Source organism: Mycolicibacterium sp. TUM20985 (genome assembly GCF_030295745.1).
In the GTDB taxonomy this organism is placed as follows: domain Bacteria; phylum Actinomycetota; class Actinomycetes; order Mycobacteriales; family Mycobacteriaceae; genus Mycobacterium.
This window is the reverse complement of sequence record NZ_AP027291.1, coordinates 3,382,004-3,396,793: the sequence shown is the minus strand read 5'-3', so window position 1 is coordinate 3,396,793 and position 14,790 is coordinate 3,382,004. Positions and strand designations below refer to the sequence as shown.

General features: G+C 67.7%; 12 protein-coding genes and 1 pseudogene. 11 read left to right on the top strand and 2 right to left on the bottom strand.

Going from position 1 to position 14,790, the window contains the following annotated elements; all coding sequences use genetic code 11:
* The first annotated feature begins 40 nt into the window (after positions 1-40).
* The 4 genes from ruvC to QUE68_RS16595 are packed head-to-tail and all read left to right on the top strand — an operon-like array spanning position 41 to position 2,659.
* Positions 41-595, top strand: coding sequence for a crossover junction endodeoxyribonuclease RuvC (ruvC, locus tag QUE68_RS16610; RefSeq protein WP_284227195.1), 555 nt, complete (start codon positions 41-43; stop codon positions 593-595).
* Positions 592-1,182 (top strand): Holliday junction branch migration protein RuvA, encoded by a 591-nt coding sequence (gene ruvA / locus QUE68_RS16605; RefSeq protein WP_284227194.1) that lies wholly within the window; start codon positions 592-594, stop codon positions 1,180-1,182. Before ruvC ends, ruvA begins: the two co-directional genes overlap by 4 nt.
* 3 nt (positions 1,183-1,185) lie before the next feature.
* Positions 1,186-2,253 carry a Holliday junction branch migration DNA helicase RuvB gene (ruvB, locus tag QUE68_RS16600; protein WP_284227193.1) on the top strand — a complete coding sequence of 356 codons (1,068 nt, stop codon included), beginning with the start codon at positions 1,186-1,188 and terminating at the stop codon, positions 2,251-2,253.
* A gap of 19 nt (positions 2,254-2,272) precedes the next feature.
* Entirely contained in the window at positions 2,273-2,659 is a 387-nt protein-coding gene (locus QUE68_RS16595) for a DUF1304 domain-containing protein (protein WP_284227191.1), read from the top strand.
* An 80-nt stretch (positions 2,660-2,739) separates the two neighbouring features.
* Here the strand turns inward: QUE68_RS16595 and QUE68_RS16590 are convergent.
* Positions 2,740-3,279, bottom strand: a pseudogene (locus tag QUE68_RS16590) (GGDEF domain-containing protein); the annotation flags it as partial.
* An 846-nt stretch (positions 3,280-4,125) separates the two neighbouring features.
* Here QUE68_RS16590 and QUE68_RS16585 point away from each other — a divergent pair.
* Positions 4,126-4,818, top strand: a complete 693-nt coding sequence (locus QUE68_RS16585) for a hypothetical protein (protein ID WP_284227190.1) — start codon at positions 4,126-4,128, stop codon at positions 4,816-4,818.
* A 16-nt stretch (positions 4,819-4,834) separates the two neighbouring features.
* Here the strand turns inward: QUE68_RS16585 and gabT are convergent, their stop codons facing one another.
* A complete protein-coding gene (gabT, locus tag QUE68_RS16580; RefSeq protein ID WP_284227189.1) occupies positions 4,835-6,190 on the bottom strand; it encodes a 4-aminobutyrate--2-oxoglutarate transaminase in 1,356 nt (451 codons plus the stop codon).
* A 389-nt stretch (positions 6,191-6,579) separates the two neighbouring features.
* Here gabT and yajC point away from each other — a divergent pair, with 389 nt between their 5' ends.
* From yajC to QUE68_RS16550, 6 genes are all read left to right on the top strand, one after another.
* Positions 6,580-6,981 carry a preprotein translocase subunit YajC gene (gene yajC, locus QUE68_RS16575; RefSeq protein ID WP_284235779.1) on the top strand — a complete coding sequence of 134 codons (402 nt, stop codon included), beginning with the start codon at positions 6,580-6,582 and terminating at the stop codon, positions 6,979-6,981.
* Between the two features lie 69 nt (positions 6,982-7,050).
* Positions 7,051-8,865: a protein translocase subunit SecD gene (gene secD, locus QUE68_RS16570; RefSeq protein ID WP_284235780.1), complete on the top strand. Its 1,815-nt coding sequence runs from the start codon at positions 7,051-7,053 to the stop codon at positions 8,863-8,865.
* Positions 8,866-8,869: 4 nt separating this feature from the next.
* Positions 8,870-10,165 carry a protein translocase subunit SecF gene (gene secF, locus QUE68_RS16565; protein WP_284235781.1) on the top strand — a complete coding sequence of 432 codons (1,296 nt, stop codon included), beginning with the start codon at positions 8,870-8,872 and terminating at the stop codon, positions 10,163-10,165.
* A 6-nt stretch (positions 10,166-10,171) separates the two neighbouring features.
* A complete protein-coding gene (locus tag QUE68_RS16560; protein ID WP_286274149.1) occupies positions 10,172-11,827 on the top strand; it encodes an ABC transporter substrate-binding protein in 1,656 nt (551 codons plus the stop codon).
* Positions 11,824-12,381 carry an adenine phosphoribosyltransferase gene (locus tag QUE68_RS16555; protein ID WP_454786371.1) on the top strand — a complete coding sequence of 186 codons (558 nt, stop codon included), beginning with the start codon at positions 11,824-11,826 and terminating at the stop codon, positions 12,379-12,381. Before QUE68_RS16560 ends, QUE68_RS16555 begins: the two co-directional genes overlap by 4 nt.
* An 86-nt stretch (positions 12,382-12,467) precedes the next feature.
* Positions 12,468-14,777: a RelA/SpoT family protein gene (locus tag QUE68_RS16550; RefSeq protein WP_284230996.1), complete on the top strand. Its 2,310-nt coding sequence runs from the start codon at positions 12,468-12,470 to the stop codon at positions 14,775-14,777.
* The last annotated feature ends 13 nt before the right edge of the window (positions 14,778-14,790 follow it).

Genomic DNA, 14,790 nt, shown 5'->3' with positions numbered 1-14,790 from the left:
CTGTTCGGGAGTCGGGAGCGTTCGTGGGTAGGGAGTCGCAGTGCGGGTGATGGGCGTCGACCCTGGGCTGACGCGGTGTGGGCTCTCGGTCATCGAGAGCGGCCGCGGTCGGCAGGTGATCGCGCTGGACGTCGACGTCGTGCGGACCCCGTCGGATCAACCGCTGCAGAAGCGGTTGCTCACCATCAGCGACGCCGTCGAGCACTGGCTGGACACCCACTGTCCCGACGTGCTCGCCATCGAGCGGGTGTTCGCCAACCAGAACGCCAACACCGCGATGGGCACCGCGCAGGCGGGCGGCGTCATCGCCCTCGCCGCGGCGAGGCGTGACATCGACGTGCACTTCCACACCCCCAGCGAGGTGAAGGCTGCCGTGACGGGCAACGGTCGCGCCGACAAGGCTCAGGTCACCGAGATGGTCACCAGAATCCTTGCCCTGCAGACCAAACCGACGCCCGCCGATGCCGCGGACGCCCTGGCCCTGGCCATCTGCCACTGTTGGCGGGCGCCGATGATCGCGCGGTTGGCCGAGGCCGAGGCGATGGCCGCCGAGCAACGCCGCAAGTACAAGGCCAAGCTGAAGGCGGCGACGTGATTGCCTCGGTGCGCGGGGAAGTGCTCGACATCGCCCTCGACCACGCCGTCATCGAGGCTGCCGGCGTGGGCTACAAGGTCATGACGACGCCGACCACGCTGGCGACGCTGCGGCGCGGCACGGAGGCTCGGCTGATCACCGCGATGATCGTCCGCGAGGACTCCATGACGTTGTACGGATTCGCCGACTCCGAATCGCGCGATCTGTTCATCACGCTGCTCTCGGTCTCCGGCGTCGGGCCGAAGATCGGGTTGGCCACCCTCGCCGTCTACGACGCCCCGACGTTGCGGCAGGCGCTGGCCGACGGTGACGTCACCGCGCTGACCCGCGTGCCGGGCATCGGCAAGCGTGGTGCCGAGCGCCTGGTGCTCGAGCTACGGGACAAGATCGGGACGGTGACGTCCGCCGGCGCCGGCGGGGCGTTCGGCGGGCACGCGGTGCGGGGCCTGGTCGTGGAAGCCCTTGTCGGGCTTGGGTTTGCGATCAAGCAGGCCGAGGAGGCCACAGACCGGGTCCTCGCGGAGGACGCCGAGGCGACGACGTCGAGTGCGCTGCGGGCCGCGCTGTCGATGCTGGGGAAGAAGTAGCGCGTGGGGAGGTTCGACGAAGACGATCACGAAGACACCTCCGACCGTGAGGTGTCGGCGGCACTGACGGTGGGCGAGGGTGACGTGGACGCCAGCCTGCGTCCCCGCTCGCTGAACGAATTCATCGGCCAACCCCGGGTGCGCGAACAACTCCAGCTGGTGCTTGAAGGAGCCAAGAACCGCGGCGGCACGCCCGATCACATCCTGTTGTCCGGCCCGCCAGGCCTCGGCAAGACGTCCTTGGCCATGATCATCGCCGCCGAACTCGGCACGTCGCTGCGGCTCACGTCCGGTCCCGCCCTGGAGCGCGCCGGCGATCTCGCCGCCATGCTGTCCAACCTGGTCGAGCACGATGTGCTGTTCATCGACGAGATCCACCGCATCGCCCGCCCCGCCGAGGAGATGCTGTACCTCGCCATGGAGGACTTCCGCGTCGACGTCGTCGTCGGTAAGGGGCCCGGTGCTACTTCGATACCCCTCGAGGTCGCTCCGTTCACGCTGGTTGGTGCGACGACCCGATCCGGCGCCCTGACGGGACCTCTCCGCGACCGCTTCGGGTTCACCGCCCACATGGACTTCTACGAACCCGCCGAACTCGAACGCGTGCTGGCCCGCTCGGCGGGCATCCTCGGCATCGACGTCGGGGTGGAGGCCGCCGTCGAGATCGCCCGGCGCTCGCGTGGGACGCCCCGTATCGCCAACCGCCTCCTGCGCCGTGTCCGCGACTACGCCGAGGTGCGGGCCGACGGCATCGTCACCCTGGACATCGCGAAGGCGGCGCTGGCGGTCTACGACGTCGACGAGCTAGGGCTCGACCGTCTCGACCGCGCGGTGCTCTCGGCGCTCACCCGTAGCTTCGGCGGCGGTCCGGTCGGGGTGTCGACGCTCGCGGTCGCCGTCGGCGAAGAGGCCACGACCGTCGAAGAGGTATGCGAGCCCTTCCTGGTGCGCGCCGGCATGATCGCTCGTACCCCGCGCGGCCGGGTGGCCACCGCTCAGGCGTGGACGCACCTTGGCATGACGCCGCCGAGCGGTATGACGGGTCTCGGACAGCAGCGCATGTTCGAGTAGCCACTATGGGAGGCGTGAAATGATCACTGCTGGACTGGTTTTCGCGGCCTTGGCCGCTGCGCTGCACGTGTACATCTGGGTGCTCGAGTCGTTTCGGTGGACCTCGCCGCGCACCAGGGCCACCTTCGGCACGACGCCGGAGGAGGCCGAGACCACCAAGCTGCTGGCGTTCAACCAGGGCTTCTACAACCTCTTCTTGGCAGTGGTCACGGTAGTGGGACTGGCGTTCACGATTTCGGACGGTACTCGCGTGGGTGCCGCACTGCTGTTCGCCGGTGTCGGATCCATGCTGGCCGCCGCGGTGGTGCTGTTGGCGTCCGCTCCGGCGAAGGCACGCTCGGCGGTGATCCAGGGTGTCCTGCCGTTGGTGGCGGTGGTGTTGCTCGCCATCGGCTTCTCGACGTAGGACTCGCTGGGGTGGCCCACGACGTGCACGCGGTCACCACCCGAACGCTTGGCCCGGTACATCGCGCGGTCTGCCGATTCGAGCAATTGATCTACCTGGGAAGGGATTTCGCGTGCGACGACCCGGAAGAGCGATGCACTCGCGACACCGATGCTGGCCGTCACCCGGGACGGGGTCTGGGAGATCTCACGGAGTATCCGCTCGGCCAGTCCGATGGCCGCTCTCCGATCACCCGAGAGCGCGATCACGAACTCTTCCCCACCGATTCGCGCGACCACGGAGTCTCCCCGCCGGATGCGGCGAAGGATGGCGCCCACCTCGACCAGCGTCTGATCGCCCGCTGCGTGCCCCCCGGTGTCGTTGACGCGCTTGAAGTCGTCCAGATCGATCATCACGATCGTGAAGTGGCCCGTGCCGTCCCGACTAGCCTCGGCCGCCAGCACGCGAACGGATCGTTGGAACGCCCGCCGGTTGGGCAGGTCGGTCAGCGGGTCGATATCCGACTTGAGGGCGTCGATCCCGAGGGTGTGCACGAGTACGTGCACGCAGAACGGCACCGCGAGAACGGTGACGATCAATACCAGCAGGCGGCTCAGGGCAAGCGGTAGATCCCCTGCCATCGCCGTCTGCACCGCGAATCCCAATGCCGTCCCCGCCGCCGTCGTCAACGTCAACGCCACGTACTTGCTGCTGTGGAAGAACGCCACGTAACCGGCGAGGGCGGCGAAGGCGGTGCAGAACTGGATTCCCATCCCAGGCCATCCGTCGACGAGGCACGTCGCAGCGATCGAGATGTTGGCGACCACGACGAATGCCGCCGACTGATCACGGGTCGGCCACTTCCTGGCCCACATCGACGCCATCACGGTGCAGAACCCGAAGATCGTCACCGAGATGGCTCGTCCCACCGGGGTCTGCGGGCCGGCCGGTGTGAAGAGCATCAGGACCGGTACCAGTCCCAGCGCGGCAACCGTGGCCGCCATCGAGTACTGGGCGACGCGACGAAGATTGCGGACGTCGAGATATGCGGACAGCCACTCATAGTGATCGGGCCGTCGCCACCAGTGACGAATCCAGTCCACGTGCATCTGCCTCTGCCGTTAGTCTGCGATGCCATCAGAGCGAGGTCTCGGCTCGAGTGACGAGTGTCTCTGGAGGAGACTACAGAACGCTTGGGCCGTTTGCCGTAGGTCCGCGATTCTTTTCTCCAAGAAACGTCGATGCGACCGATTTACCCGGCGTGACAACTGTCGTCAGCTTTAGCGAGGTCTCCACGCGCGCGCTCGGCTGTACGGCCGAGGGTTGCCGATGGCGTCGCTGGCGACTACCTCTCGGCGCCGAACGGCAGCAAGGAACGGCGTACGCGAGTGGCGTCCACGAGGGCTGACTTCTGTCACATCGCCATTCGACCGCAAAGTTAAACCCACCTCCAAGTGGGTACCCCACGCCCAAATCGAGGAGGAAACATGACTCAGGCCGTTTCGGGCGAACGTTCGAGGGGTGGAAGGCTACGCATTCCGCGCAGTCGTGGCGCGGCGAGCGGGTTCCTAGTGATCCTCCTGGGACTGTGGGGCGCCCTCGTGCCGTTCCTGGGACCCGGTTTCGACTTCGCCTACGACCCGGCTCAGGGTGCGGCGTGGAGCGCCACGCGGGGTTGGCTCGAGGTCCTGCCCGGCGTCGTCGCCGTCGTCGGCGGCCTGCTGCTGGTCCGGTCCCAGAACCGGCCGACGGCGATGCTCGGCGGCTGGCTCAGCGTCGCCTCAGGCGCCTGGTTCGTCATCGGCCGCGTCATGGCCACCACGCTGACCATCGGGGAAATCGGTCGGCCGGTCGCCGAGACCGAGACCAAGGCGGCCTGGCTCGAGCTCACCTACTTTCACGGGCTTGGCGCGTTGCTCGTGTTCCTCGGCGCCATGGCTCTTGGCCGGCTGTCGGTGCGCAGCGTGCGCGACGTCGACTACGCCCAGCGCACGGTCCTGACGGAACGCGACGCCCGTGCGGACACCGTCACCGATCCCGACACGCTCACCACGCCCGCCACCGGGTCTGCGGTCGCGGACCCGGTCGGCGTCCACCCGAGGAGCACGGACGCGCCGCGACGGTCCTGGCGCGACCGGCTGCGAGGACGCCGCGACACGACGACCGTGGTCGGTCGCTAGCTCGTCAATACGCTCGTCAGAGGTCCTTGAGCACGAGCGCGAGAACGTCCAGGCCTTCCTCGAGCAACTCGTCGCTGATCGTCAGCGGCGGGAGGAAGCGGAGCACGTTCCCAAAGGTGCCGCAGGACAGCACGATTACGCCCGCGGCGTGGGCGCCCGCACACAGTGCCTTGGTCAGTTCGGCGTCGGGCTCGAGCGTGCCCGGCTTGACGAGCTCGACGGCGATCATCGCGCCGCGACCCCGGACGTCACCGATGCGATCGTCATCGGCCTGCATCCGGCCCAGCCGGTGCTTCATGAACGTCTCGATCTCACGGGCCCTGGCCACCATGCCGTCGGCCTCGATGGTTTCGATCGTCGCCAGTGCGGCCGCGCAGGCGATCGGGTTCCCGCCGTACGTGCCGCCGAGGCCGCCGACGTGGGGAGCGTCCATGATCTCCGCGCGGCCGGTCACGCCCGCTAGCGGAAGTCCGTCGGCGATGCCCTTGGCGGTGACGATCAAGTCGGGTTCGATGCCGTCGTGCTCGCACGCGAACATCGCCCCGGTCCGCGCGAAGCCGGACTGCACCTCGTCGGCGATGAACACGACGTCGTTCTTCCGGCACCAGTCGAGCAGGGTCGGCAGGAAGCCCTCGGCGGGGACGATGAACCCGCCCTCGCCCTGGACCGGTTCGATGATGATGGCAGCCAGGTTGGCGGCACCCACCTGCTTGTCGATGACGCTCAGCGCGCGCTTGGCCGCCAGCTCTCCGTCGGTGGCGAGTTCCTTTCCGAACTCGGCGTCGCGGAATGGGTAGGACATGGGCGCGCGGTAGACCTCGGGGGCGAACGGCCCGAAACCGTGCTTGTAGGGCATCGACTTGGCGGTCAGTGCCATCGTGAGGTTGGTGCGGCCGTGATAGGCGTGGTCGAACGCGACGACCGCTTGCTTTCCCGTGTAGGTGCGCGCGATCTTGACGGCGTTCTCCACCGCCTCGGAGCCCGAGTTGAACAGCGCCGACCGCTTGTCACCCGCCACGGGGGTCAGCCGGTTCAGGTGCTCGCACACGGCGACGTACCCCTCATAGGGGGTGACCATGAAACAGGTGTGGGTAAACAGCGCAGCTTGGGCGGCGACGGCCTCGACCACCCGGGGCGAGGCGTTGCCGATCGTGGTCACGGCGATGCCGGACCCGAGGTCGATGAGGCGGTTGCCGTCGACGTCCTCGACGATGCCGCCGCCTGCGCGCGCTGCGTATACCTGCATCGTGTTGCCGACACCGCGGGCGACCGCCCCGGCCTTGCGCTCGATGAGCGCGGACGACTTGGGGCCGGGGATCGCCGTCGCGAGGTGGCGGCTCTGTTCGATGCTGCTGAGTTCGATGGTGCTCACGTCATGACTCCTGCGAAGGGGGCGTGGCCGGGGACAGGCCTGGGGAGAGGACGGCGTCGCGTCCTCCTGAAGCCTAGTCTTTGCCGCCGACGACGCGACCGAAAACATCGGTACGGGCGGATCTGACGGTGGATCGCGACGCTACGGGGCGACTTCTCCGACGCATTCGGTCGCGCCGAGCCGCTGACGCCGACTTGGCGAACGGCTGAACCCGGTGCTATAGGGGCGCGACCAGCCAGTTCGGGTCGTCGGAGGTGGCGGCTTCACGCTAGGGCCGGTCGGCGGCGCGTCGCGGTGATGGCACACTGGTCGGCAGACGAGGCCCCCGTGTGACCGCATCCGTGCCGGGGAGCCATGACCGAAACACCTATACGAAAGTCGGAGCTGACATGGATCTCGCCATCTTCGTACCACTGCTCGTCGTCATGGGCGCGTTCATGTTCTTCGCGTCGCGACGCCAGAAGAAGGCCATGCAGGCCACGATCAACCTGCACGACTCGCTGGTCGTCGGCGACGAGGTCATGACCACCGCGGGGCTCTTCGGCACCATCACCGACGTCACGGACTCCAAGGTCGACATCGAGATCGCTCCTGGTGTCGTCGTGACGATGTTGAAGTTGGCCATCAAGGAGAAGACGGTCGCCGACGACGACGACGACGACGAGTTCGAGGACGACGAGTACGAGGACGACGACGATGACGCCATCGAGGGTTCGACGGCGCAGGAACTCGACCGGCCGACCGCCGGGACCGAGGTGCGGTCCGACCCGGATCGACTCACCAAAGACTGACGGCTGAGCACACAGCGCAACCACGTACTCTTTGCGGGTTGACGTACCAATCTGAGGAGAACCAAGAACGTGGCATCGCCTTCGGCGCCGGTGCATCCCTACCGCTACCTGACGCTTTTTCTGGTTTTGCTCATCGGGGTCTACCTGCTGGTGTTCCTGACCGGAGACAAGCAGCTCAAGCCCAAGCTGGGCATCGACCTGCAGGGCGGTACGCGGGTCACCCTGACCGCCCGCACCCCGGACGGATCGCCTCCGACGCGTGAATCCCTGGCCCAGGCGCAGGAGATCATCAGTTCCCGCGTCGACGGCCTCGGGGTGTCCGGCTCGGAGGTCGTCGTCGACGGCGACAACCTCGTCATCACCGTGCCCGGCAACGACGGCAGCGAGGCTCGCAACCTGGGGCAGACGGCGCGGCTCTACATCCGCCCGGTGATCCATGCGATCCCAGCGGCGGGCGCGCAACCGCCTGCCGGTCAAGCGCCCGCTGGCGGTGTGCCAGGAGCCCCGGGTGCACCTCCCGGAGTACCGGGTGCGCCACCCGGGCTGCCTGGCCTGCCGCCGCTCATCTCACCCGCTGAGCCCGATGCGCCGATCTCGCCGCCCAACGCCGGTCAACCGGTGCCGGCTCCCGAGGCCCCCGCACCGGCTCCCCAGCCGCGGCCGTACCCCGAGGAACCTGCTCCGACCCCCGGGCCCGCACCGTCGCCCGCACCATCGCCCGCACCGGGACAGGCGCCTACGTCCCAGGCACCCGCACCGCCCAATCCGCGGGCCGATCTGGCGCAACGCATCTCCGACGAGAAGGCCCTGCGGCAGAGCGACGATCAGCAGATCCAATTGCTTGCCTTGCAGTTCCAGGCGACCCGTTGCAACGACGAGGACGTGCTCGCCGGCAACGACGACCCGAACCTCCCGCTGGTGACCTGCTCTCAGGATCACCAGCAGGTGTATCTGCTCGACAAGTCGATCATCAGCGGTGAACAGATCGAGAGCGCGTCCTCGGGTCTGGACCAGCAGCGCGGTGAGTACGTCGTCGACCTGCAGTTCAAGAGTGAGGGCGCCGACATCTGGGCGAACTACACCGCTGCCAACGTCGGCACGCAGACCGCGTTCACCCTCGACTCGCAGGTGGTCAGCGCCCCGCAGATCAACGAGGCCATCCCCGGCGGTCGCACGCAGATCACCGGTAACTTCACCCAGGACTCGGGCCGTGAGCTCGCCAACGTCCTGAAGTACGGCTCGCTGCCGCTGTCATTCGAGTCCTCAGAGGCCGAAACGGTCTCGGCCACACTGGGTTTGACGTCGCTTCGAGCCGGGCTCATCGCCGGCGCGATCGGTTTGGCGCTGGTGCTGCTGTACTCACTGCTGTACTACCGCGTGCTCGGCCTGCTGACGGCGTTGTCGCTGGTGGCCTCCGGCGCGATGGTCTACGCCATCCTGGTGCTGCTCGGCAGGTACATCGGCTACACGCTCGACCTGGCGGGCATCGCGGGTCTGATCATCGGCATCGGCACCACCGCCGACTCGTTCGTGGTGTTCTTCGAACGCATCAAGGACGAGATCCGCGAGGGACGCTCGTTCCGGTCGGCCGTGCCGCGAGGCTGGGCCAGGGCCCGAAAGACGATTCTGTCCGGAAACGCGGTCAGCTTCCTGGCCGCCGCGGTGCTCTACGTCCTGGCCATCGGCCAGGTGAAGGGCTTTGCGTTCACCTTGGGTCTGACCACCGTCCTCGACGTCGTCGTCGTGTTCCTGGTGACGTGGCCGCTGGTGTACCTGTCGTCCAAGTCGGCGCTGTTGTCCAAGCCGGCATTCAACGGGCTCGGTGCGGTGCAGCAGATCGCCCGCGAACGCCGAGCCGCCGCGTCGTCAGCGGTAGGGAGGTAGGGCCATGGCCAAGCACGAGTCCGAGGACGTCGACACCACGCAGGTCACCGACGTGACCGGCGGCAGCGACGCGGTCGAGCTCGACGACACGTCGGCAGCCGCGGAGCTGGGCGCCTCGAGCGCCGAGGCCCCACGGCACGGCTTCTTCGTCCGGCTCTACACGGGTACCGGTGCCTTCGACGTCGTCGGCAGGCGCAAGCTGTGGTTCGGCGTCAGCGGGGCCATCATGCTGATCGCATTGGCCAGTATCCTGTTGCGCGGCTTCACCTTTGGCATCGACTTCGAGGGCGGCACCAAGGTGTCCCTGCCCGCGTCGGGTGTACAGGGTCAAGTGACCACCCAGCAGGTGGAGGACGTGTTCTCCCAGACGCTCGGCAGGGCCCCCGAATCGGTGGTCCAGGTCGGCAACGGCGGCTCGGCGACCATCCAGATCCGTGCCGAGACGTTGAGCAATCCCGACACCGAGAAGCTGCGGACGGCGTTGTTCGACACCTTCCAGCCCAAGGGTGCCGACGGTCAGCCGAGCAAGGCGGCGGTCAGCGATTCGGCGGTGTCGGAGACGTGGGGTGGTCAGATCACCAAGAAGGCGCTCATCGCGCTGGTGGTCTTCCTGGTCCTGGTGTCGGCGTACATCGCCATCCGGTACGAGCGGTACATGGCCGCGGCGGCACTGGCCGCGCTGGTCTTCGATCTGGTGACGACCGCGGGTGTCTACTCGCTCGTCGGGTTCGAGGTCACCCCTGCCACGGTGATCGGTCTGCTGACGATTCTGGGCTTCTCGCTCTACGACACCGTCATCGTGTTCGACAAGGTCGAGGAGAACGTCCACGGGTTCGAGCACACCACCCGCAGGACGTTCGCCGAACAGGCCAACCTGGCGATCAACCAGACGTTCATGCGATCGATCAACACCAGCCTGATCTCGGTGCTGCCGATCATCGCGCTGATCGTGGTCGCCGTGTGGCTGCTCGGGGTGGGCACGTTGCAGGATCTGGCCCTGGTCCAGCTCGTCGGCGTGATCGTCGGCACGTACTCGTCGATCTTCTTCGCCACACCCTTGCTGGTCGCCATGCGGGAACGCACCGACCTGGTGCGCAACCACACCCGTCGCGTCAACAACCGGCGCAAGGCTTCGTCGGCGAAGGCCTCGGACACCGCGATCGACTCGGTGGACGAGACGGTCGCCGCGCGCGAGACGGTGTCGGTCGCGGCTACCCCGGCCCCCGACAAGCCGGCGCCAGGCGCGAGGCCGGTCCGTCCCACCGGTAGGCCGTCGGGTAAGCGGAACACCAGGCGGTAAGCCTTGATGATTGCCCGACCCCGGCGGTTCGCCAGCCTCGCGGCAGTGATCTCTCTCGTTGGTGTTCTCGGCCTGTCGGCGTGCGCGAGTGGACCTGCAGACGAAATCCACTACGCCATCGACGGAACGCTGGTCACCTACAACACCAACACCGTGGTGGGCGCGGCCTCAGCCGGTCCACAGGCCTTCGCCAGGGTGTTGACGGGGTTCAACTACCACGGCCCCGAGGGACAGGTCGTCGGCGACCGCGACTTCGGCACCATCGCCGTGGTCGGCCGCGCGCCGCTGGTGCTGGACTATCAGATCAGCGATGCCGCCGTGTATTCGGACGGCAAGCCGGTCACCTGTGACGACATGGTGCTCGCGTGGGCCGCGCAGTCGGGCCGGTTCCTCGGTTTCGACGCGGCCAGCCGGGCGGGCTACGGCGACGTGGCCGGCGTCGACTGCGCACCGGGGCAGAAGAAGGCCCGCGTGACGTTCGCCCAGGATCGCGGCTTCGTCGACTTCGGTCAGTTGTTCGCCGCGACGACGCTGATGCCGTCGCACGTGATCGCCGATGAACTCGGTGCCGGCGACGGGGCGGTCACCACGGCTCTGCAGGCGCGGGATCTCCCGACGATCGCCCGTATCGCGCAGCTGTGGAACTCTACGTGGAATCTGACGCCGGACCTGGATCTGAAGAGGTTTCCGTCGTCGGGCCCGTACAAACTGAGCTCGGTCGGCGAGGACGGCACGGTCGTGTTGGTCGCGAACGACAAGTGGTGGGGCCCGAAACCAGTGACCGGCCAGATCACGGTGTGGCCGCGCGGCGCCGACGTTCAGGACCGCGTGAACGCCGGCGAGTACGACGTCGTCGACGTCGCGGCGGGCTCGGCGGGCACCCTGACCCTTCCCGACGGATACGCCCAGTCCGACAGCCCGTCGGCCGGCATCGAGCAGCTGATCTTCGCGCCCGGCGGACCGCTGCTGAATCCGGCGGCGCGACGGGCCGTGGCGCTCTGCACGCCCCGGGATCAGATCGCGCGCAACGCGGGGACGCCGATCGCGAACAGCCGGCTGAACCCCACTGCCGAGGACTCGATCACGGCCGCCGAGAGCGTCACCGAGGGCGGCCAGTTCAGCGCGTCGAACCCCGTGGCGGCGCGCGACGCCCTCGGAGGAAGTCCGCTGACCGTCCGCATCGGCTACCAGAGCCCGAACCCACGCCTGGCCGCGACCGTGGGCGCGATCGCCCGGGCCTGCGAGCCGGCGGGCATCACGGTTCAGGACGCGTCGTCAGACGCCGTCGGCCCGCAGACGTTGCGCGACAATCAGATCGACGCACTCCTGGCAAGCACGGGAGGGGCGGCGGGCAGTGGCTCGACGGGATCGTCCGCGATGGACGCCTACGACCTGTTCAGCGGCAACGGGAACAATCTGTCGGGCTACGCCAACGAACAGGTCGACGGTGTGATCGGAGCGCTGGCGGTCACGGCAGACCCGAAGGAGCTGGCCCGGTTGTTGGGTGAGGGCGCACCCGTACTGTGGGTCGACATGCCCACCCTTCCGCTCTACCGCCAGCAGCGCACTCTGCTGGTGTCGACGAAGATGACTGCGGTGAGCAGCAATCCGACGCGCTGGGGGGCAGGATGGAACATGGACCGATGGGCGCTGAACCGATGAGCGGTGGGCGGGAGAGCAGTGACCCGGGTCTGGTAGACGTGGCGGCGGTCATCCGTTCGCTGATGCGCGAGGTGCCGGACTTCCCCGAGCCCGGCGTCCAGTTCAAGGACCTCACCCCGGTGCTCGCCGATTCGCGCGGGCTCGCCGTCGTGACCGATGCCCTGGCGTCCGTGGCCGAGGACGTCGACCTCGTGGCGGGTATCGACGCACGCGGCTTCCTGCTGGGGGCAGCGGTGGCGACACGGCTCGGCACGGGTGTGCTGGCCGTGCGCAAGGGCGGCAAGCTGCCGCCCCCCGTGCACGGTGAGACTTATTCGCTCGAGTACGGCACGGCGACGCTGGAGATTCCGGCCGACGGAATGGACCTCCGCGGGTTGAGCGTTCTGCTGATCGACGACGTGCTGGCCACCGGTGGAACGTTGGCGGCGGCGGCCAAATTGCTCAGGACCGGCGGTGCGAGGGTCGCGGCCACCGCGGTCGTGCTGGAGTTGGCCGCTTTGAACGGGCGGTCGAAGGTGTCGGACTTGGCGGTCACCAGCTTGTACGTCGTCTGAGGGATATCCTCAACCTGAGTGTGCGCAGGCGGGTCAGGAGGTGAGCACGGGTGGCGGATGATCAGGCGTTGACGCAGACGCAGCCGATGCCGGTGATCACCCCCGACGCGGTGGCTCCTGAGAACACCAAGACCCCGTCCAGCGCATCCAGGCGGGTGCGGGCCCGGCTCGCGCGGCGGATGACGTCTCAGCGCAGTGCGGTGAACCCCGTCCTCGAACCGTTGGTGGCGGTCCACCGGGAGGTCTATCCGAAGGCCGACCTCGCCATCCTGCAGCGTGCCTACGAGGTGGCCGAGCTGCGCCACGCCGACCAGCTGCGCCGGTCCGGTGACCCTTACATCACCCATCCGCTGGCGGTGGCCAACATCCTCGCCGAGCTCGGCATGGACACCACGACGCTCGTCGCCGCGCTCCTGCACGACACGGTGGAGGACACCGGCTACACGTTGGAGGCGCTCACCGCGGACTTCGGCGTCGAGGTCGGCCACCTGGTGGACGGTGTCACCAAGCTCGACAAGGTCGTGCTGGGCAACGCCGCCGAGGGCGAGACGATCCGCAAGATGATCATCGCGATGGCGCGCGATCCCCGGGTGCTGGTCATCAAGGTCGCCGACCGGTTGCACAACATGCGCACGATGCGCTTCCTGCCCCCGGAGAAGCAGGCGCGCAAGGCCCGCGAGACGCTGGAAGTCATTGCCCCCCTTGCCCATCGGCTGGGCATGGCGACGGTCAAGTGGGAGCTGGAAGACTTGTCGTTCGCCATCCTCCATCCGAAGAAGTACGAGGAGATCGTCCGGCTGGTGGCCGACCGCGCGCCGTCGCGGGACACCTACCTGGCCAAGGTGCGCACCGAGATCGCCAACACCGTCACGTCGTCGAAGATCAATGCGACCGTCGAGGGTAGGCCCAAGCACTACTGGTCGATCTACCAGAAGATGATCGTCAAGGGCCGCGACTTCGACGAGATCCACGACCTGGTCGGCGTGCGCATCCTGTGCGACGAGATCAGGGACTGCTACGCCGCCGTCGGCGCGGTGCACTCGCTGTGGCAGCCGATGGCGGGCCGGTTCAAGGACTACATCGCCCAGCCGCGATACGGGGTTTACCAGTCACTGCACACGACCGTCGTCGGTCCGGAGGGCAAGCCGCTGGAAGTGCAGATCCGCACCAGCGACATGCACCGCACCGCCGAGTACGGCATCGCTGCGCACTGGCGGTACAAGGAAGCCAAGGGCCGCAACGGTGTTCCGGCAAACAACGCCGCCGCCGAGATCGACGACATGGCGTGGATGCGGCAGCTCCTCGACTGGCAGCGGGAAGCGGCGGACCCCGGCGAGTTCCTCGAGTCGCTGCGCTACGACCTCGCCGTGCAGGAGATCTTCGTCTTCACGCCCAAGGGTGACGTCATCACGCTGCCGACGGGTTCGTGCCCGGTGGACTTCGCCTATGCCGTGCACACCGAGGTCGGCCACCGTTGCATCGGGGCTCGCGTCAACGGCCGACTGGTGGCGCTGGAACGCAAACTCGAGAACGGCGAAGTGGTCGAGGTCTTCACCTCGAAGGCGTTGAATGCCGGGCCGTCACGGGACTGGCAGACCTTCGTGGTGTCGCCGCGGGCCAAGGCCAAGATCCGGCAGTGGTTCGCCAAGGAACGACGCGAGGAAGCCCTCGAGTCGGGTAAGGACTCGATCGCCCGCGAGGTCCGCCGTGGCGGACTTCCGTTGCAGCGCGTGATGAATGGCGAGTCGATGGCCGCGTTGGCGCGCGAGCTGCGCTACGTCGACGTGTCGTCGCTGTACACCGCGATCGGTGAGGGTCACGTCTCGGCGCGTCACGTCGTGCAACGGTTGGTCGCCCAGCTCGGCGGGGACGACGAGGCCGAGAACGAGATCGCCGAGCGGTCGACACCCGCGACCATGCCGGTGCGCCAGCGCACCAGTGACGACGTCGGGGTCGCGGTACCCGGTGCGCCGGGTGTGCTGACCAAACTGGCCAAGTGCTGCACGCCGGTGCCCGGGGACAACATCATGGGCTTCGTCACGCGTGGCGGTGGGGTCAGCGTGCACCGCACCGACTGCACCAATGCGACGTCGCTGCAAGAGCAGTCGGAGCGCATCATCGACGTCAAGTGGGCGCCGTCCCCGTCGTCGGTCTTCCTCGTCGCCATTCAGGTCGAGGCGCTCGATCGGCACCGACTGCTGTCCGACGTCACGCGCGTGCTGGCCGACGAGAAGGTCAACATCCTGTCCGCATCGGTGGCGACGTCCAACGATCGCGTGGCGATCAGCCGGTTCACCTTCGAGATGGGTGACCCCAAGCATCTGGGCCATGTGCTCAACGTCGTGCGCAATGTCGAAGGCGTGTACGACGTCTACCGGGTGACGTCCGCGGCGTAGTCCCCGTGCCCCT